This is a genomic window from Wolbachia endosymbiont (group A) of Anoplius nigerrimus (assembly GCF_947251795.1).
GTDB lineage: Bacteria > Pseudomonadota > Alphaproteobacteria > Rickettsiales > Anaplasmataceae > Wolbachia.
Genome location: NZ_OX366385.1, coordinates 346,864 through 366,434, shown reverse-complemented (window position 1 = coordinate 366,434; position 19,571 = coordinate 346,864). Strand labels below are relative to the sequence as shown.

18 protein-coding genes and 6 pseudogenes are annotated in these 19,571 nt (G+C 35.5%); 14 read left to right on the top strand and 10 right to left on the bottom strand.

What is annotated here, in order from left to right:
• Positions 1–65: 65 nt before the first annotated feature.
• Positions 66–764 (top strand): alpha/beta hydrolase, encoded by a 699-nt coding sequence (locus OPR26_RS01945; RefSeq protein ID WP_265016080.1) that lies wholly within the window; start codon positions 66–68, stop codon positions 762–764.
• A 238-nt stretch (positions 765–1,002) separates the two neighbouring features.
• Here the strand turns inward: OPR26_RS01945 and OPR26_RS01940 are convergent, their stop codons facing one another.
• Together OPR26_RS01940 and OPR26_RS01935 are read right to left on the bottom strand one after the other, a co-directional pair.
• Complete coding sequence (locus OPR26_RS01940; protein WP_265016265.1) at positions 1,003–1,677, bottom strand: ABC transporter ATP-binding protein; 675 nt, start codon at positions 1,675–1,677, stop codon at positions 1,003–1,005.
• Between the two features lie 325 nt (positions 1,678–2,002).
• Positions 2,003–2,464, bottom strand: coding sequence for a HesB/IscA family protein (locus OPR26_RS01935; RefSeq protein ID WP_253301915.1), 462 nt, complete (start codon positions 2,462–2,464; stop codon positions 2,003–2,005).
• 47 nt (positions 2,465–2,511) lie between these two features.
• On the opposite strand from OPR26_RS01935, the gene OPR26_RS01930 reads away from it, so the two are divergent.
• Both OPR26_RS01930 and ribD read left to right on the top strand, forming a co-directional pair.
• Positions 2,512–3,693: a deoxyguanosinetriphosphate triphosphohydrolase gene (locus OPR26_RS01930; protein ID WP_265016079.1), complete on the top strand. Its 1,182-nt coding sequence runs from the start codon at positions 2,512–2,514 to the stop codon at positions 3,691–3,693.
• Positions 3,693–4,931 carry a bifunctional diaminohydroxyphosphoribosylaminopyrimidine deaminase/5-amino-6-(5-phosphoribosylamino)uracil reductase RibD gene (gene ribD, locus OPR26_RS01925; RefSeq protein WP_265016078.1) on the top strand — a complete coding sequence of 413 codons (1,239 nt, stop codon included), beginning with the start codon at positions 3,693–3,695 and terminating at the stop codon, positions 4,929–4,931. Before OPR26_RS01930 ends, ribD begins: the two co-directional genes overlap by 1 nt.
• Before the next feature lie 51 nt (positions 4,932–4,982).
• Here the strand turns inward: ribD and OPR26_RS01920 are convergent, their stop codons facing one another.
• Complete coding sequence (locus tag OPR26_RS01920; protein ID WP_265016077.1) at positions 4,983–5,399, bottom strand: hypothetical protein; 417 nt, start codon at positions 5,397–5,399, stop codon at positions 4,983–4,985.
• Positions 5,400–5,527: 128 nt separating this feature from the next.
• Here OPR26_RS01920 and truB point away from each other — a divergent pair.
• From truB to pnp, 3 genes and pseudogenes are all read left to right on the top strand, one after another.
• Positions 5,528–6,495: pseudogene (truB, locus tag OPR26_RS01915) on the top strand (tRNA pseudouridine(55) synthase TruB).
• A gap of 12 nt (positions 6,496–6,507) precedes the next feature.
• Positions 6,508–6,780: a 30S ribosomal protein S15 gene (rpsO, locus tag OPR26_RS01905; protein WP_006279944.1), complete on the top strand. Its 273-nt coding sequence runs from the start codon at positions 6,508–6,510 to the stop codon at positions 6,778–6,780.
• Between the two features lie 14 nt (positions 6,781–6,794).
• Positions 6,795–9,068, top strand: coding sequence for a polyribonucleotide nucleotidyltransferase (pnp, locus tag OPR26_RS01900; RefSeq protein ID WP_265016074.1), 2,274 nt, complete (start codon positions 6,795–6,797; stop codon positions 9,066–9,068).
• Positions 9,069–9,267: 199 nt separating this feature from the next.
• On the opposite strand, the gene rpe is transcribed toward pnp, so the two are convergent.
• The gene (rpe, locus tag OPR26_RS01895) at positions 9,268–9,948 is read right to left on the bottom strand and encodes a ribulose-phosphate 3-epimerase (RefSeq protein WP_265016073.1); all 681 of its coding nucleotides are present in this window, start codon (positions 9,946–9,948) and stop codon (positions 9,268–9,270) included.
• 204 nt (positions 9,949–10,152) lie between these two features.
• Between rpe and OPR26_RS01890 the strand changes: the two genes are divergently transcribed.
• Positions 10,153–10,905 (top strand): IS5 family transposase, encoded by a 753-nt coding sequence (locus tag OPR26_RS01890; RefSeq protein WP_264702259.1) that lies wholly within the window; start codon positions 10,153–10,155, stop codon positions 10,903–10,905.
• Between the two features lie 17 nt (positions 10,906–10,922).
• Positions 10,923–11,108: pseudogene (locus OPR26_RS01885) on the top strand (transposase); the annotation flags it as partial.
• A gap of 14 nt (positions 11,109–11,122) precedes the next feature.
• Here OPR26_RS01885 and OPR26_RS07465 read toward each other — a convergent pair.
• From OPR26_RS07465 to OPR26_RS01875, 3 pseudogenes are all read right to left on the bottom strand, one after another.
• A pseudogene (locus tag OPR26_RS07465) lies at positions 11,123–11,342 on the bottom strand (IS3 family transposase); the annotation flags it as partial.
• Positions 11,343–11,396: 54 nt separating this feature from the next.
• Positions 11,397–12,150: pseudogene (locus OPR26_RS01880) on the bottom strand (IS5 family transposase).
• Positions 12,151–12,231: 81 nt separating this feature from the next.
• Positions 12,232–12,939 (bottom strand): annotated as a pseudogene (locus OPR26_RS01875) (MFS transporter); the annotation flags it as partial.
• A gap of 16 nt (positions 12,940–12,955) precedes the next feature.
• Between OPR26_RS01875 and OPR26_RS07460 the strand changes: the two are divergent.
• From OPR26_RS07460 to OPR26_RS01850, 4 genes and pseudogenes are all read left to right on the top strand, one after another.
• Positions 12,956–13,497 (top strand): annotated as a pseudogene (locus OPR26_RS07460) (GNAT family N-acetyltransferase).
• 268 nt (positions 13,498–13,765) lie between these two features.
• Positions 13,766–14,695: an AEC family transporter gene (locus OPR26_RS01860; protein WP_265016070.1), complete on the top strand. Its 930-nt coding sequence runs from the start codon at positions 13,766–13,768 to the stop codon at positions 14,693–14,695.
• A 400-nt stretch (positions 14,696–15,095) separates the two neighbouring features.
• Positions 15,096–15,848 carry an IS5 family transposase gene (locus OPR26_RS01855; RefSeq protein WP_264702259.1) on the top strand — a complete coding sequence of 251 codons (753 nt, stop codon included), beginning with the start codon at positions 15,096–15,098 and terminating at the stop codon, positions 15,846–15,848.
• Positions 15,836–16,759 carry an IS5 family transposase gene (locus tag OPR26_RS01850; RefSeq protein WP_265015828.1) on the top strand — a complete coding sequence of 308 codons (924 nt, stop codon included), beginning with the start codon at positions 15,836–15,838 and terminating at the stop codon, positions 16,757–16,759. Before OPR26_RS01855 ends, OPR26_RS01850 begins: the two co-directional genes overlap by 13 nt.
• Before the next feature lie 294 nt (positions 16,760–17,053).
• Here the strand turns inward: OPR26_RS01850 and OPR26_RS01845 are convergent, their stop codons facing one another.
• From OPR26_RS01845 to OPR26_RS01835, 3 genes are read right to left on the bottom strand one after another with little or no spacing between them, the layout of a single operon-like run.
• Entirely contained in the window at positions 17,054–17,368 is a 315-nt protein-coding gene (locus tag OPR26_RS01845; protein ID WP_010962526.1) for an FtsB family cell division protein, read from the bottom strand.
• Positions 17,369–17,417: 49 nt separating this feature from the next.
• Positions 17,418–17,546 (bottom strand): type B 50S ribosomal protein L36, encoded by a 129-nt coding sequence (gene ykgO, locus OPR26_RS01840; RefSeq protein WP_006279631.1) that lies wholly within the window; start codon positions 17,544–17,546, stop codon positions 17,418–17,420.
• A 49-nt stretch (positions 17,547–17,595) separates the two neighbouring features.
• Positions 17,596–18,426 carry a pyruvate, water dikinase regulatory protein gene (locus tag OPR26_RS01835; RefSeq protein ID WP_265016069.1) on the bottom strand — a complete coding sequence of 277 codons (831 nt, stop codon included), beginning with the start codon at positions 18,424–18,426 and terminating at the stop codon, positions 17,596–17,598.
• Between the two features lie 135 nt (positions 18,427–18,561).
• Between OPR26_RS01835 and ccmC the strand changes: the two genes are divergently transcribed.
• Positions 18,562–19,272, top strand: a complete 711-nt coding sequence (ccmC, locus tag OPR26_RS01830; protein WP_265016068.1) for a heme ABC transporter permease CcmC — start codon at positions 18,562–18,564, stop codon at positions 19,270–19,272.
• Between the two features lie 26 nt (positions 19,273–19,298).
• Positions 19,299–19,511 (top strand): hypothetical protein, encoded by a 213-nt coding sequence (locus OPR26_RS01825; RefSeq protein WP_253302233.1) that lies wholly within the window; start codon positions 19,299–19,301, stop codon positions 19,509–19,511.
• The last annotated feature ends 60 nt before the right edge of the window (positions 19,512–19,571 follow it).

The window sequence follows — 19,571 nt, the reverse complement described above, 5'->3', positions numbered from 1 at the left end:
ATTAATACATAATTAATAATTCATGTCATCAATACCTGTCAAGCAGGTTTTTATTAGGAGTTACCGTGGTAGAAGTTTTTTTGAATAATGCAACAAGAAAGATAGAAGGTGAATACCACCAAAGCAAAGATGCCAACGCGCCGGTTGTGCTGGTTTTACATCATCACCCTCAATATGGTGGTAATATGGGTAGTAAAATTGTACATGGTATATATACGTCTTTTATCGATAACAATTTTTCTGCATTGAAAATTAACTTTCGTGGTGTGGGAAAATCTACCGGAACTTTTGATAAGGGTATAGGAGAATTAACTGACGCTGTGGTAGCTATTGATTGGCTTCAGGAACATAATCCTAGCAACGTTCCAATTTGGATCGCTGGTTTTTCTTTTGGAGCATGGGTGGCTATGCAGCTAACAATGCGCCGCCCTGAGATAGTGGGTTTTATTGCTCTTTCTCTTCCGGTAACTAAGTACGATTTTTCTTTTCTTTCTCCCTGTCCAGTTTCTGGGCTTATAATACAAAGCAGTAATGATACAATCTCAGAAGAAAGCGATGTAACAGAATTAGCAAAAAGGTTGATAAATTCAGTAAAAAGTGATCACATGAAATACCATATAATAGACGATACTAATCACTTTCTAAGGGATAAAGAAGAGGAAGTGACTCAAATCGTAGATGGTTATATAAAACTGCGCTTAAACAGTGCAGCTATTTCTTCTCAAAAGGTCAAAGAAAAGGTAAGGGTAAAAGAATATGCCTAACCTTTACAAACAAGAGAAATGAGTGTAGTAATATAAATAAAAAGGTTTTGTTATGTTTAAAAAGCTATTATTTTTTGTTTTAGCTGTGTTTATGTTATCGGGGTGTTCCCTAAGTAAACAGCGTAAGTTAAAAAGTCCGTGTATAAAAAGCAATGAAAGCGTTTCATGCGAGTTGTACTCTGTTAATGATCATTGGTTAGATAAGTATAGGGCATAGAAATTATGCTGTTTTTCCTATTCACAACTTCACTAATGATCGATCTCTCAATTGGAAAATACAGTCTGCCTTTTCTGCAAGGAGATGATTGTGCGTTACTATAAGCATAGAGCTGTTATTTTCCTTTACGTAGGAATGTAGCAGTAAAAACACGTTAAAAGAATTTGTTGGATCTAAATTTCCTGTTGGCTCATCTGCAAGTAAAAGCTTTGGAGAATTTACAATGCTTCTTGCAATTGCAATTCTCTGCCTTTCCCCACCCGAAACTTCAGATACCATGCTACTTGCTTTGTTTTCCAGACCAAATTTTTCCAATGTTGCTTGCGAATTTTTTTTTGCTTCAGCTTTGCTTTTTCCTGCAATGAGTTGAGGAAGCATAATATTTTCCAACACCGATAACTCTTGTAACAAATAGTGAAATTGATAAACAAAACTAAGAAAATTTCTTCTTACATGAGTTTTATGCTTATTACTGGCTTGTGTGCAATTTATTCCATCTATCGTAACTATACCTGAAGTTGGCTTGTCCAACAAGCCTGCGATTTGCAATATAGTTGTTTTCCCTGCACCTGAATTGCCAATCAGCGCTACTACTTGCCCTCTTGTAACACTTAAGTTGATATCCTTTACAACAGCAGAATTGTCCTTGAAGCTTTTATCTACAGAAGTTAGTTCTAGTGCTACATTACCACCCATGTTTAAAAGACCTATAACCATACAAATGTTGTACTTGCATAGCAAATGATAGTGCATGACCAGTAAAAAAGAAATAGAAGAATAAACCTCAGTGTCAAGTATACAACTATATGAACGTTGTAACTTGAGAGCACCCTCCACCAGAGAAGGGTGTCATCCCGGTGCACTGACTACTTGGATCCAGAAAACTTAACTTTAAATAAGTGGCTGCATAATAAAGGCTGGATTCCAGTGTTACGCACTATCATTTACTATGTAACATCGTGTCACATTACAACATCCGTACAGTTATATGTCAAGCACTGGAATGACATCAAATTTTTGACTAAACTGAGAAGCTGTTACCACAACCACATTGAGACTTAGCAAAGGCATTCTTTATTTGAAAACTAGAACCACTGAGATCCTCAGCATAATCTATAACTGAGTTATTTAAAAATTTTGCTGAACAATTATCAACCATTAATACAGGAGTGCCATTTTCATCATTAATTACTATATCTTTACCTTTTTTGCTAAAACTGGAGTGGCTTCTATAGTCCTCGCTTTCTTCATAGTCATCATCTTCGTCTTCGTCATCAAACTCATCATCGTAATCATCATCTTCATCATCCAAAGATAGATTTTTATTCATTTGATCCATAAGAAAATTGTATTTGAAGCCAGAACATCCACCACCTGAAACTGCAACCCGTAAAATGGAACTCTTATCCCCTTCCTGCTCTGCAAGAGAGTGGATTTTTTTTAGTGCATTATCAGTTAAGTTGATGTTGTAATTTGTTGACATAGTAACCACCGTTTATTATTGATAACTTATTATAGTAGAAATTTTACATGTCAAACAATAATTTTCTATTAAGTTATGCATGTTTTCCAAGCAAAACAAAAGGGAGATACTTTAAAGAGCCAGGAGATGAGAATCGCAGCTGTTTTCAGCGTGATAGGGACCGTATCATTCACTCTAATGCGTTTAGAAAATTAGGGTACAAAACACAAGTTTTTATCAATTACGAGCACGATTACTATCGCACTCGGCTGACTCATAGCCTTGAAGTTGCACAAATTGCAAGATCCATTGCACGCAGGCTCAGCTTAGATGAGGATATCACTGAATGCATAGCGCTTGCACATGACCTTGGTCATCCCCCATTTGGTCACACAGGTGAGGATGCTCTAGTTCAAGTTAATAATGAGAAGTATAAGTTTGATCATAATGTTCAAGCTATAAGAATTTTAACTTATCTTGAACAAAAACATGCTGATTTTGATGGTATGAATCTAAGTTGGGAGGTGGTTGAAGGGGTTGCAAAACATAACGGTCCCTTACTTGGTCAGAATGCAGTATCTCACACAAATAATCAGCTATTGCTAGAATACAACAAAAAATATGATCTAAAACTTGAAGAATTTTCAAGCATTGAAGCGCAAGTTGCTTCAATTGCCGATGATATTGCTTACAGTGTGCACGATCTTGATGACGCACTCAGGGCAAATTTAGTAACCATCGAAGATTTGCTGAATGTCCCTTTAATTGGAAAAACGTTTAAAGACGTAAGAAGCGGATATTCAGAATTGCCTCAGAGCAAACTCATACATGAATCACTGAGTGGAACTATAGGAACTATGATAAGTGATGTTGTTTCTCAGACTGAAAGAAATATTGAAGATCACAAAATAAAAAGCGTAGAAGACGTAAGAAGTCTAAATAAAATGCTAGTCACATTTTCACCAGAAGTTGCGAATGCTACAAAAGAAATGAAAAGATTCAACATGGAGAAAATATACAGAAGCTATAAACTGAGTAGAACGATGAACAAAGCAAAACGCATAATACAGGAACTCTTTCAATGTTTTTATGAAAACCCAAGATTACTTCCTACAGAGTGGAGCAAACTTGCTTGTGAATCTCAGCGTTCAGTAATAATATGTGACTATATCTCAGGTATGACAGATAGATTTGCTATACACGAGCACAGAAGAATTTTTGATACCTCATACGAAATGACTTCTTTCTAATGACTGATGATCATTTCATGTCAATTGCATTAAGGCTTGCAGAAAAAAATCTTGGAAATGTTGCACCAAATCCTGCTGTCGGGTGTGTTATTGTAAAAGATGGTACAATTATTAGTGAGGGATATACAGGGATTGGTGGGCGTCCGCATGCGGAGGTAGTCGCTTTGCAAAACGCTAAAGATTCAACTCATGGCGCAACTATATATATCACTCTTGAGCCATGTTGCCACTTTGGAGTTACAGAACCTTGTACCACAGGAATTATAAGAGCTGGAATAAAAAGGGTAGTAATTGCAACTATTGACCCAGATAGTAGAGTTTTAGGTGGAGGCATTAAAGCTCTGAAAGAAGCAGGAATTGAAGTTGAGCAAGGTATCATGCAAAAAGAGGCAGAAGAACTGAATGTCGGTTTTTTCACCACTAAAAAACTACACAGGCCATTTATAGCCTGTAAAATCGCAACAACTCTTGACGGAAAAATTGCAACATTTACAGGCGATAGCAAATGGATAACAAGTGAGGATACAAGAAATTGGGTGCATGAGCTTAGAGCAAAATATGATGCAATTATGATTGGCAGCAATACTCTCATTAATGATGATCCACTCTTAACTTGCAGATCACCAGAGCTTGAAAACAGATCACCAATAAGGCTAATTATAGATAGCCAGGAAAAATTGCAGGAAGAGCATAATATTGCAAAGACTGCAGACAAAGTAATAACTTGGGTGATTACAAACAGAGAAATAGAGAGAAAAATAAAAGACATTAATTATTTGATAGTCAATTCAAATCATAAACCTCCTGTTATTCCAGATGTCACCCCAACACACTCTCCTGTCATTCCAATGCCTTCTCCTGTCATCCCAGTGCCCAGACACTGGGATCCAGAAAACTTCAAGCAATTGCGTAGTGAAAACTGGATTCCAGTGTCAAACACTGGAATGACATCAGATCGAAAAGTCTGCCTAAAAAACATGGCATCAAAACTTGTTTCAGAAATTGGCATAACAAGGTTATTAGTTGAAGGTGGAGGAGTGTTAATTACAGAATTATTAAAACATAACTTAATCGACAGGTTGATAATCTGCCGCAGTGGTAAAATTCTAGGTAATGATGCCACTCCTTTTGTAGGAAATTTAGGAATTCAATCCATCAATGAATGTTATCGGTTCAAAAGAGCAGAGATAATAGAGTTTAGTGAGGATGTAGTTGAGGTGTGGGACAGATTACCGTAACTCTTCTCAAATGAAAAAAAGAGGCAGAACCATCTCTACCTCTTGTGCTATTTAGCTAGCTATTTGGGCTTTAGCTGCGTATTTGTCATCAAGTACTTCAGTAACACTAGGATCTTCTAAGGAAGCTTTAACTTTTTCTTTGAAATCGTTGTCAGTAAGTGCTTCACCCTTCTCACCTTGAGGTCCTTTATCACCAACTGGTCCTTTATCACCAACTGCATTCATTTGCTGATATGAAGAATAAGCTAGTGCGGCAAAATATACAGCTGCAATAAATAGAACTGCAATTCCAGCAGGGCTAGCAACAAGTGCTAAAGATGCAGGTCCAGCAATTACTTTAGTAGCAATTAATATTGCTGTTATTGCTCCCGCTAAAGATGCAAGTGCAACTGCACCTTCAATAACCACTTTTGTTATATCTGCAGTGTTTTCCCACTTCAATATAGTTTGATCTTTACCTGTAGTCATAATAGTCCCCTTAAAATAAGGCTAATAAAAAGATTAAGTATGTGTTAATAATGCATGTTAGTCAAGTCATTTTTTACATAAAGTATATATTTCAAGCTAAACTGTTACCCATTGTATATAATTAACATATGAAACATGGTTGGCTGAATCTCGATAAACCAATAGGAATTAGTTCTGCACAAGCTGTAACTCAAATTAAAAGGATTTTTGGGATAAAAAAGGCTGGTCATCTGGGAACACTTGATCCTTTAGCTTCAGGTGTGCTGCCAATTGCTCTTGGCGAGGCAACAAAAACTATACCATATTTATCTTGTGACTTAAAGGCATACGATTTTACAATAAAATGGGGTGAACAAAGAACAACGGATGATTTGGGTGGTGATATTATTAGAACTAGCACTATAGAACCTCAGTATAATCAAATAAATTGTGCAATTAAAAATTTTATTGGTGAGATTAAGCAGACTCCTCCTCAATTTTCAGCAATAAAAATCAAAGGAGCAAGGGCGTATAAATTGGCAAGAAGTGGGCAAAAGGTAAATATAGAACCCCGCACAGTGCGAATCCATGAACTAAAATTGATATCTGTGGACACCATAAATAATAGTGCAAATTTTTCTATGATGTGCGGTAGTGGTGTATATGTAAGATCAATTGCTCGTGATCTTGGAATTGCATTAAATTGTTTTGGACACATTACAAAACTAAGAAGAACTATGGTAGGTGACTTTAGAGAAAATAAATCAGTGACAATTGAGCAACTTATTGAAAAACTCGCTTTTTGGTGTCATTCCAGCGCGTGACGCTGGAATCCAGAAAAAAAGAACCAGTGTCAGCTACTCAGATGACAGAAGGTACAGGGAGTAATGCAAAAAGTTTCGTCATCCCCATTGAATCGGCTTTAAAATCGATGTTCAAAGTTGAAATTTCCCCAGAAGATGCGGGGAAAATCAGAAAAGGTCAGGAAATTGTATTAAATAACTTGCGTAATTTAAAGAATTATGATATTTGTTGTACGATAGTGGGTAGTGTACCTATTGCAATCTGCAGTTTTATTTATGGTTGTGTGAAACCTATTCGTGTTTTTAATATTTAAAATGAGGTTTAGATGTCGATAACATCCGAAAAGAAAAAGAGTTTGATAAATATATATGCAATTAAAGAAGATGATACAGGCTCATCTTTTGTACAATGTGCAATTTTGACCGAGAGGATCAGTAATTTAACTGAGCATTTTAAAGTGCACAAGCATGACCATCACTCTAAGCGTGGTTTACTTATATTGATAGGTAGAAGACGCAAGCACTTAAATTATATAAAGCGTAAATTTGGTAATGAGGCCTATCAGGAATTAATAGAGAAGTTAGGCATTAGAAAATAATCGAGGAATTTAATATGTTTAAAATTATAAAAAAATCTATAGAGTGGGGTGGTCGTGCCTTATCTTTAGAAACAGGAAAAATAGCACGCCAAGCTCATGGTTCAGTAGTTGTAAATTACGGTGATACTTCTGTTTTAGTAACCGTTGTAAGTAAGAAGAAGGAAGAAAATGTTGATTTCCTACCTTTAAATGTGCAGTTTATCGCAAAAAGCTATGCCATGGGTAAGATCCCTGGCGGCTTTTTTAAAAGAGAAGGCAAGCCATCTGATAGAGAAACTTTAATCTCAAGAGTAATAGATAGAAGTATAAGACCACTATTCCCAGAAGGATTTAATGATGAAGTTAGTGTGGTGTGCAATCTATTAACTTATGATACAGTCAATCCTCCTGAAGTGCCAGCATTGATTGGTGCTGTTGCAGCTCTTGCAATTTCTGGTGTTCCTTTTCACTTTACTATAGCTGGAGTGATGGTTGGTTGTGATGAAAATAATAACTATATACTCAACCCTTCTGTTCAAGAGATGAAAGCAAGCAGCTTGGATCTGTTTTTGTCCGGTGATGAAAATTCAATTTTAATGGTTGAATCAGAAGTGAAAGAGCTCTCTGAAGAAAATGTTTTTAATGCAATAAAATTTGGCCATGAACACCTTAAACCTGTCATTAAGCTCATAAAAGAGTTTGCTGATACAATTGGCAATAAACCTAAGAGCTTTGCTCCTATTGATACATCAGATATAACACAAGAGCTCGAAAAATACGGTAAAGATTTTGAAAAAGCATATTCGCAAACAGTAAAACAAGAGCGAGTTCAAGCTTTAGAAGCGATCAGAGAGAATATATTGAATACTCTTAAAGAAACTGGAAAAGACGAAAAGTTAATTACGTATGCAGTAAAAAACTTTGAAAGATCTTTAGTACGTGAAATAATTAGGAAGAAAAGTATAAGGATAGACGGTCGTAAGCATGATGAAATACGTCAGATAGAAATTGAAGTTGATATTCTGTCCAAAACTCACGGTTCTGCACTATTTACAAGAGGCAATACTCAGGCACTGGTTGTTACTGCTCTTGGCACTACTCAAGACGAGCAAATTGTGGATGATATTGAAGGGGATAGACGTGAGCATTTCATGTTGCATTATAACTTTCCCTCATTTGCTGTTGGAGAAACTTCTGCTGCACGTGCACCAGGAAGAAGAGAAATCGGTCATGGCAAACTTGCTTGGAAAGCAATTCATCCTGTTTTACCCGATAAATCTGAATTTCCTTATACAATAAGAGTAGTGTCCGAAATTTTGGAGTCTGATGGTTCTTCTTCTATGGCAACAGTTTGTGGGACTTCTCTTGCTTTAATGGATACGGGTGTGCCAATAAAGGCCCCTGTTGCTGGAGTTGCTATGGGCCTTATTAAAGATAAAGACGAGTATGTAATACTTTCCGATATATTGGGTGATGAAGATTATCTTGGTGATATGGACTTTAAAGTAGCAGGAACTAGTGAAGGAATTACGGCACTGCAAATGGACATGAAAATTTCTGGTATAAGCTTTGAAATTGTTGAAAAATCTTTAGAACAGGCAAAAGCTGGAAGATTACATATTTTAGAAAAAATGAATGCAGTGATTTCAGAACACAGTGATGATGTCAAAGACCATGCACCAAGAATGTTATCATTTTACATAGATAAAGATAAAATTTCTGCAGCTATTGGTGCTAAAGGAAAAAATATACGCAGTGTGTGTGAAAGAAGTAATGCAAAAATTGAAATAGGAGACGATGGTAAAGTTTCTGTTTTTGCCACGAGTGGCACTGAAGCTGAAATTGCAAAGAGTATGATGATTGATTCAATAACAGAACTAGAACAAGGTTCTATAGTTGATGTCAAGGTTGTAAGAATAGAGAAGTCTATTGTAGAGCTTGAATTTCTTAATGGCAGAAAAGGAAAAATGCACATAAGTGAAATAGCTAATGAACACATAGATTCTATAGAGAGCATACTTAAACAAGATGATACTTTCAAAGCACTAGTAATTGACTTCGAAAAAGGTGGATGTCCAAAATTGTCAAGACGTCGAGTTGATCAAGAGACGGGAGAGTTTTTTGAAGGTGAGCTTTACAACGAGGAAAGGAAAGATGGTCCAAATGACAGGGATAATTATTACAATAATTCATTTAATAGAAAACCTGGAGGAAGTTACCATAAGAAGCCTTCTCGTCCTCGTTCTGGTTTCAGCAACAGAAATAGGCCGAAATTTGGTAATAATGATTCATCATCAGGCTTTTATTAAGAGTAAACTTCTTGCGTTACCTCTTGTCATCCAAGTAGCTTGACTACTTGGACCAGAGACTTTTTCAAATTGGTAGATAATAGAAATAATTTGTGTTAACTAGCTAAAGATCTTAGGTTTGCCAACATTCCGCTACGTGTTAGCGGCTGAGATACCGCGAATGAATTGCAGTATGACGTAGGGCTGCACTAGCATAGGATTACCACGATGGATTTTTAAGATCGTTCACGGCCTTCTTAATATCTTCAGCCTTGAATATCGCCGATCCCGCAACTAAAATATCAGCACCTGCTTTTATTATATCAGCTGCGTTAGAAAAGTTAACTCCACCATCTACTGAAATTTGTGTTTTAAGATTACGCTCCTGTATCATTTTTTTTATAGTAGATATCTTGTTCAACTGTGAATGAATAAATTCCTGCCCTCCAAAGCCAGGGTTGACTGTCATAATCAGCACAATATCTAGCTCATGTATTATGTATTCAAGCACACTTGGGGAAGTTGAAGGAACAATTGAGACTCCAGCTTGAATCGGTTTTTTTGCGTCGTTTACATTTTTGTATGACTTTATCTTTCTTATCAACCTCTCAAGGTGTATCTCTGCTTCTGCATGTACAGTGATAATATCAGCACCAGCATTTATAAAGCTTTCAATGTGGTTACCAGGAGATTTGACCATTAAATGCACATCAAAAGGAAGGTTGCTATATTTACGTATTGCAGAGACAACGCTAGGACCAATTGTAATATTTGGAACGAAATTCCCATCCATAACGTCTATGTGTATGTAATCTACACCTAAATCGCTAATTTTTCTTACTTCTTCTCCTAATTTTGCAAAGTCTGCTGAAAGTATAGAAGGTGCAATTTTAATATTCATGAGCTGTTTTTTACTAAAAAATAACTTATTTTTAAAACTCTGTCACCCTAATACTATTTGCATCATCTGAGTAGTTATAGGAACTGGATACCGATATCGGCGATGGTTTATGCCTATTTAACTAGGCTCTGTGGACAAAAAATATGAAAAGAGAGAAAAAGATGGTAGTTTAGCCTAATAGGTAAAAAATGGAGAAACTACCATATGCAATATTACATCAAAGAGGAAAATTGGAAACAAATTTTAGAGTTCATAAAAAGCGTAAAAGGAATGCACAGCAAAGATGAAAAACGTTTAAGAATATTCATAGAGGCAGTGTGGTACATAGTGCGAAGTGGTTGCCAATGGAGACTTTTACCAAAAACTTATGGTAATTACAGGAGTATACATAAGCGATTTAAAAGATGGTGTGAAAGAGATGTCTGGAAAAAATTGCTTGAATATACTAAACAAGAGCCTGATTTAGAAGTTGCTATAATCGACGGTACGATCATCCGAGCCCATCCATGTTCATCTGGATATACAAAAAACTCCAAGGATCAAGAAGCTTTAGGGAGGAGCAAAGGTGGCTTTACAACTAAAATACATGCGCTTGTCGATGCACTTGGAAATCCACTTAAATTTACTCTGACTCCTGGTCAAAGAAATGAAATTACGCAGGCACAAGTGTTGACCGAAAGTATCTATAACTCTACTGTAGTAGCTGACAAGGGCTACGATAGCAATGCCTTTGTTACAAGTCTTGAAGACAAGGGATGTACAGTAGTTATTCCGCCAAAACGGAATCGAAAAGTGCAAAGGTATTACGATGAGCATATCTACAAAGAACGTCATTTGATTGAGTGTTTTTTTGGTAAAATTAAAAATTTTAGGCGCATTTTTTCCAGATTTGATAAAACTGCTGAGGTTTTTATGGGTTTTCTCAATTTTGTTGGAGCTCTTGTATGGCTTCTCTAAAATTTTGTCCACAGAGCCTACCACCATACTCACCTGACATCAATCCTGTTGAGAGGTTTTGGTTATATATAAAACAGAACATTTTGCGTAACAAAATCTACGACACAATTGCTTTGCTTGAGAGCGCTTTGTGCAAATTTATTACCTCTCTTTCTCACTCTACAATTAAAAAACTCTGCAATGCCGCTTATTTGATTCGCTAGTAATGAGAATTGGTATTAGTTTTTATATAAGTAATATAGGTTACCCAAACTTTATTTGGCTGATCAGTGGTGAATTTTTGATCCAATGTGTTCGGAGCCACAACTCGGTTGCTTATTTGCTGTTTTTTATTTTTGAACCTTCGTCTAAGTTTAGCTTTAATGCCATTTTCTTGCATAACACTTTGTACTGTTTTAATTTTTGCCTAAAACTTTTAATTCAGCGTGAATTTTAGGGATCTGCATTTGGATGCTTTTTTTGAATATCTGCTAGGCTCTGTGGACAAAATTTTAGAGAAGCCATACAAGAGCTCCAACAAAATTGAGAAAACCCATAAAAACCTCAGCAGTTTTATCAAATCTGGAAAAAATGCGCCTAAAATTTTTAATTTTACCAAAAAAAACACTCAATCAAATGACGTTCTTTGTAGATATGCTCATCGTAATACCTTTGCACTTTTCGATTCCGTTTTGGCGGAATAACTACTGTACATCCCTTGTCTTCAAGACTTGTAACAAAGGCATTGCTATCGTAGCCCTTGTCAGCTACTACAGTAGAGTTATAGATACTTTCGGTCAACACTTGTGCCTGCGTAATTTCATTTCTTTGACCAGGAGTCAGAGTAAATTTAAGTGGATTTCCAAGTGCATCGACAAGCGCATGTATTTTAGTTGTAAAGCCACCTTTGCTCCTCCCTAAAGCTTCTTGATCCTTGGAGTTTTTTGTATATCCAGATGAACATGGATGGGCTCGGATGATCGTACCGTCGATTATAGCAACTTCTAAATCAGGCTCTTGTTTAGTATATTCAAGCAATTTTTTCCAGACATCTCTTTCACACCATCTTTTAAATCGCTTATGTATACTCCTGTAATTACCATAAGTTTTTGGTAAAAGTCTCCATTGGCAACCACTTCGCACTATGTACCACACTGCCTCTATGAATATTCTTAAACGTTTTTCATCTTTGCTGTGCATTCCTTTTACGCTTTTTATGAACTCTAAAATTTGTTTCCAATTTTCCTCTTTGATGTAATATTGCATATGGTAGTTTCTCCATTTTTTACCTATTAGGCTAAACTACCATCTTTTTCTCTCTTTTCATATTTTTTGTCCACAGAGCCTAGATAAACCAAAAGTCTTCATATACAGAAAAGGTCCACAAGTAATGAATGACATATACGCAGCAGAAAAGAGGCTTGACATCAAAGACAACGTAACAAACCTCGGATTAGATAGTAGTTTTCTGTAATCTTTCATCATTTTTTTCAAACTGAAAATATCGCGGTCCTTTTTTGTTTCTGGTAACGCTAAAAGCAGCAAAACCCAAGAGATCAAACAAAGTATTGCAACAGTTGCATAATTACCACGCCACCCTACAATTTCATTGATGAAACTGCCTAACACTGGTGCAATTGCCATGACAACTGTAAGAACAGAATTCATGATTCCAATAAATTTCACCGCTTCGTCACCTTTATAGCTGTCTGCAACGATTGCAAACACAACTACAGATGTGCTGACACCAATGCCCTGAACAAAGCGAGAGATTAAAAGCCAAAAAATCGACGGTGCAAAAACACAACCAACAGCGCCGACGAGTAGTAAAGTGTTGCCTATGATCATAATTCTCCTTCTGCCATAGCATTCAGACAATGGACCGAAAAACAACCCTCCTATGCAAAAGCCTAGGAAATTATAAGCAATAGTTAATTGAATTGTTCCTTCTGATACGTTAAAATAGTGTACCATATCAGGAAAACTAGGTACGGAAATATCAATTTCAATGAACTTAGCAATTAGAGACAGGATTAACAGAAATGGTAGTAACATTTGAGATTTTCAATTAATGAATAAAAATATCACATTTAAAGCGTTGAAAGAAGAACATTTTTTACTGTTATTAAAATGGTTAGAAACACCTCACGTAAAGAGGTGGTGGGATGCGGATATAAATTGGACACCAGAGTTAATTGAGAAAAAATATAGCAATTATATCAAAGCGTTTGAAACTTAAGACACAAATTATTGAAAAACCAATGCATGCATTCATTATTAATTGTGACGGGGTTGATATTGGTTATATTCAATACTATAACAAACATGATTTTCCACCTGAGCAGGGCTACGATACTTCTGAGCTTCCAGAAAGCTGTGCTGCTATAGACTGGTATATCGGAGAGCTGGATTATGTGGGCAAAGGCACAAGCTTTGAATATATTTTTAAACGAATTTGTCTTTAAAGTTTCTGAAAATGCTTTTGTTGACCCAGATACAGCAAATGTTCGTGCAATCCGTGTTTACGAAAAAGTTGGATTTAAAAAAATTAGGGAAAGTAATGGTACAATCTTAATGATCAAGGCAAGAATTCCTGAGAACCATGCAAGATGAGTGTTTTTTCAACAGTCCATCTAAATTGCTACAAGCAGTTCAATTTTTAGTAAATATGTCATTATTCAAAAATATGCAAGAAGCTTTATAGAAACTTAACATAATTTTATCATAAAAATGTCATTCTTAAGTCCTATGTAAAAACAAATTTTGGCACTAATTTAATTAACTATGAGCTGGATAAATTGGGAAATAAATTTTGTTTACTTTTACAATACCTTAAGATCTAATGTTACTTTATCAGTCAAAAGTATCACAATAGGCTAGTATGTTCTTTACTCTTTTCCTAAAAATATCACCTATTTATATTACAATGTTTATTGGTTATTTAGCAGGAAAATGTCTTAAAATTGATAGAAACACTATATCTCAAATACTCTTTTATATAGCTAATCCAATAGTGATTTTATATGGAGTCTCTCATATAGAAGTTAATTTAAAAGTAATTTCTCTGCCGATTTTGATATGGTTTATAGGTAGCACTATGTCCTTATCAGTGTATTATCTTTCTTCTTTTTTATTTAAGGATAACACGAGAAACATATTAGCGTTTAGCTCGGGCAGCACAAGTATGGGTTATTTTGGTCTGCCGATTGCCATGGCTTTATTTGATGAAGATTCAGTATCTGTATATATTGTTTGTTATATAGGAATGGCGTTGTTTGAAAATAGCTTAGGATTTTACATAGCTGCAAATGGTATTTATACCGCAAAAGAATGCATATTAAAGTTGTTCAAACTTCCTTCGCTTTATGCAATGGTTCTGGGCTTCTTTTTAAGTATATACGATATACAAATACCTACTTTTTTAACAGATGTTATGATGAATATTAGAAGTACATTTGTTACACTAGGAATGGTGCTACTTGGAGTGAGCATTGCGAATATTACAAGCTTTAAAGTAGATTGGAAGCTTGCTTTGATTACTATTACAGCAAAGTACGTATTCTGGCCACTGTTTGTTTTAGGAATTGTCCTTCTAGACAAACATGTTATAGGTGTATACGACGAGAGTATATATAAAGCACTGATGTTGCTAGCTATTATTCCAGTTTCTGGGTCCAGTATAATACTTGCTAATATTTTGAATTATCAACCAGATAAAGCTACTCTGTTGCTTCTAATCAGTACTGCAGTGGGACTATTTTATGTTCCACTAATAATATCATTATTTTTTACTAAACTTGTTCCTTTTTGATCAAAAAATTAAGCGCTTGCATAACCATATAACAAACTTTTATTGGAAATAGAAACAAAAAAACTTCCTTGACAAACCTCGCCAGCCCCCTTATCATAACAGTGAAGCTATTTATTTATCTTCGCAATCTGCAGATTAAAACGACAAAGGGAACTTTGTATTTGGCGTAAATCATGCTTAATTTTTTGCACTATGTGCACCTCATGTCTTTATAAAACTTTTAGGTTTTTACCTATACAAGCCAAAACGCGCTTATAAAGCGTTTAAGACAGTAAAAGACGTCAAATAGACAAGGGAGAATTTGAATGCTAGCTACCCTAGGCTCTGTGGACAAAAAATATGAAAAGAGAGAAAAAGATGGTAGTTTAGCCTAATAGGTAAAAAATGGAGAAACTACCATATGCAATATTACATCAAAGAGGAAAATTGGAAACAAATTTTAGAGTTCATAAAAAGCGTAAAAGGAATGCACAGCAAAGATGAAAAACGTTTAAGAATATTCATAGAGGCAGTGTGGTACATAGTGCGAAGTGGTTGCCAATGGAGACTTTTACCAAAAACTTATGGTAATTACAGGAGTATACATAAGCGATTTAAAAGATGGTGTGAAAGAGATGTCTGGAAAAAATTGCTTGAATATACTAAACAAGAGCCTGATTTAGAAGTTGCTATAATCGACGGTACGATCATCCGAGCCCATCCATGTTCATCTGGATATACAAAAAACTCCAAGGATCAAGAAGCTTTAGGGAGGAGCAAAGGTGGCTTTACAACTAAAATACATGCGCTTGTCGATGCACTTGGAAATCCACTTAAATTTACTCTGACTCCTGGTCAAAGAAATGAAATTACGCAGGCACAAGTGTTGACCGAAAGTATCTATAACTCTACTGTAGTAGCTGACAAGGGCTACGATAGCAATGCCTTTGTTACAAGTCTTGAAGACAAGGGATGTACAGTAGTTATTCCGCCAAAACGGAATCGAAAAGTGCAAAGGTATTACGATGAGCATATCTACAAAGAACGTCATTTGATTGAGTGTTTTTTTGGTAAAATTAAAAATTTTAGGCGCATTTTTTCCAGATTTGATAAAACTGCTGAGGTTTTTATGGGTTTTCTCAATTTTGTTGGAGCTCTTGTATGGCTTCTCTAAAATTTTGTCCACAGAGCCTAGAAAAAAGAGGAAATATTTTTCGTTATATCAACGAAGCCATAGAAAATTGGTATGAAATTGGGCCAAAAATGCAGGGTGGCAACAATATTTACAGCAATAAAGTGGTGATTTTGATACATATAATAACCCATCTATTCAGAATAGGTTTGAGGCAAACAGTTGGATTTATAGCAGGATACCTTGAGCAAATTGGGAAAAATTTGCAAGTTATCAGCTATTCTCAGGCTTCAAGAAGGTTTAAGAAACTTAATATTAAGATAAATGATTGCAGAATTGATAAAGATAATATGGAAGATATCGAAATTGCTATAGATAGCACAAGCATCAGCATTTATAACAACACTCCTGGCCACAGCAAGGAAAATAGCGAAAATAGAAAGTATCGCAGCTATGAACAAGTAAAGAAACTACACGTAATGTTGAATATAAACAGCAAAAAAGCCATAGCTGCAAAATACAGCAGCGGAGTTTATTCAGATCACTATGGAGCTTGCGATTTGTTAGAAGAAGTTCATGCTGTAAAGGTATTATATGCGGATAGAGCATATGACAGGCATAAGCTTTACGAATTATGTAACAAGTTTGGTATAAAGACAAAAGTTCTTCCGAAAAACAACGCAACAGAGCACCAAAAATTGGATTACATGGATGATAGAAATGCTGCTGTTAGACTAATAAAGTCATATGATTGCATAAAAAAGTGGAAAGAAGAAGTAAATTATGGAAAGAGAGCTCACATTGAAGGGTTTTTCTCAAGATTAAAGCAAATATTTGGATTCAGCTTTAGGAATAAGTCCGAAGTAAATCGTGGAAAAGAACTACTCATTAAGTGCTATTTGCTTAATCAATTTACTGACATTGGTATGGCTAAATTCGAAATGGCTACATGAATTTATCGTAAATTACTACCGCATAAGGTGCGATGCAACAAAGCCATCCCAGTGTCACGCACTGGGATGACAGGAGAAGAAGGCTACTTGGATGACAAAAAAGGGGCTACTCGGATGACACCCTGACAACCGTCATCCCGCTACGTGTTAGCGGCCGAGATACCGCGAATGAATCGCGGTATGACGGTTCGCGGTGGCATGACGATAACCTCGTCATTCCGCTGCTTGTTAGCGGAATCTACAACGAGATACCGCGGCGGTATGACGTAGGGAGATCTGATCTGTTCTACGCTGCTATTCCACATCAAGAACAACCATAAGTTCATTAGGGTTCACATAACCTAAAGCATTTTTTGCTTGCTCATCAAGCAGATCTAAATCTAAGCTTTTTTCATATAAGCCAAATACTTTGTTGTCCAACTTTTCCTTTTCAGAAGAGACATCCTTTAGCAAAAGTTTATTGTACTCGATTTCTTTTTTTAAATCGATTAACGTCAATAAGCCACGTTTACCTGTAATTGTGCTAATGCTGAAATATAATGTAAGAGAAGAAATGAGCAGGGCTGCGCTTAAACACAGTAACTTTTGCTTCTTTTTAGATATAAGCACCGTACTTTCACATACAAGAAATGTATAATATGAAAAGGTGAATAAAAAGCTAAGAACCTTGACGTGCTTTACATCTTGGCTTTACCTTATTTATAATGTAAATCTTACCACCCCTTTTCACAACTTTACAATTTTTATCTCTGTTACGATGAGATTTTAGCGACCCTTTGACTTTCATATCTATAGTAAGAATTAAATTACCTTACATTATAATCACTTATCAAGAGTTAGTCAATTGATAACATTTTATTAAAATATTGTATAATTGTTGCTGATACTTCTTCGATCGACTTTTGTGTGACATCAATAATTGGCCAGTTATTCTGCTTAAATAGTTCCTCTGCTTCTTTAATTTCCTTTTCTACTTTTTCAGGATTAGCATATATATTATTATCTTCGTTGTTAATTGAAGTAAGTCTATTTTTGCGTATTTCTATTAGCCTACTTACGTCTATTGTTACCCCTATCGTTAGTTTATTTTTTAATTTTGCCAAGTCGACATAAAAGGGTACTCCACTAACAAAAGGAATATTTGCAACCTTATAGCCTCGATAAGCTAAATACGTACTGGTGGGAGATTTTGATGTACGTGAAACTCCAACCAAAATTATATCTGCTTTATCAATATCTTGAATACTTTGTCCATCATCATGATTAATAGTGTAGTTTATTGCCTCAATGCGCTGGAAATATTCGTTATTTATTTCAGTATGCAAGTCAAGCTTTTCGTCTTTTTCAATTTCAAGATAGGACGAAATTTCTCTAATAATATGTGATAATATTGCTCTATAGGGAATTTTCAACTTTATACAGTTATCTTTTAGATATTTTCTTAGCTCATCATCAGTAATAGTGCATATAACAAAGTTATGCTCATCACTTTTCTTATTAATTTCCTCCAAAATTTTGTCAACCTGCTCTTCTCCTTTCACAAAAGACCAAACATATTCGATCGTTTCTACAGAACGAAAGTGTTTCAGAGCTGATTTTGCAACTGATATAACAGTTTCACCACTTGAATCTGATACTAAGTGTAGATTAAGCTTTTTAAGGGTCATATACTAAAAATAATAGCTAGCAATCTGCTACTGAAATTATGCTAATTTGTTGACCTACGTAAATATAGAAAAACTATCCTGTTGATAAAACTCAAACTAATTGGTAAATTCTTAACACAATTATTCTCAAAATGAATGTTTTTATTAAAGCCTACAAATTTCTCTTATTTTTCTAAGAAAGCTCTACCTTGGCTTGGGGTGATTTGTTTCGCATGTTTTTTAATTGGAATGTCTTTGGCGTTATTCTTCTCCCCAGAAGATTATAAACAAGGAGAAATTGTACGAATTATGTATCTTCATGTGCCTTCTGCATGGCTTGCTCTTGGAATATATGGATTAATTGCATCACTCAGTTTCATTTCATTGGTGTGGAACAATAGCATTGCTAGTGTCTTGGCACATGCTGCTGCTCCTGCAGGGACAGTCTTTTCGGCAATATGTTTAATCACAGGCAGCATCTGGGGAAAAGGAACCTGGGGCACTTGGTGGGTATGGGATGCAAGGCTTACTTCAATGCTGATTTTATTTTTCCTATATGTTGGCTACCTTTCATTGTGGAGCGCTTTTGATAATGAAGCGAGGGCAGAAAAATCAGCAGCAATATTTGCCATTTTTAGTGCTGTAAATATTCCTATAGTAAAGTTTTCTGTGAATTTATGGTCTACTCTCCATCAGCCTGCAAGCATTTTGAGAAGAGGTGGAGTAGCAATAGAAAGTTCTTTGCTGTTGCCACTCGTTGTAATGTTTATGTTTTGTGCCACATTTTTTTTAGTAGTGTGGATACTGTATTCGCTTTACTTAATTAATTTATATAAGATAAAGAGAGAAATTAGTGTGCGGTATTAGGTAGCTTTGTAAGTATACAGGTAAATATGCTAGAGAAAATTAGGCAAAATATCTTTGGTCACTTTAAATACTTGCCTGCTGAAACTGAAGAACGTGCTATGTTATGTGATCTAACTAATTTTGAAAGTAGCGCCAATCAACTCATCAAAATAGATCAGGTATTGAATCGAGATCGACTTGAGCATTTTATCAAAGTTCTTGAAACATATGATACAACGGCACGTAGTTTTTACGATTAGGTGCACTATAAAATAGCAACCGTTGTAACCATGAACTCTAAAATATTTAAAGAGCCTACT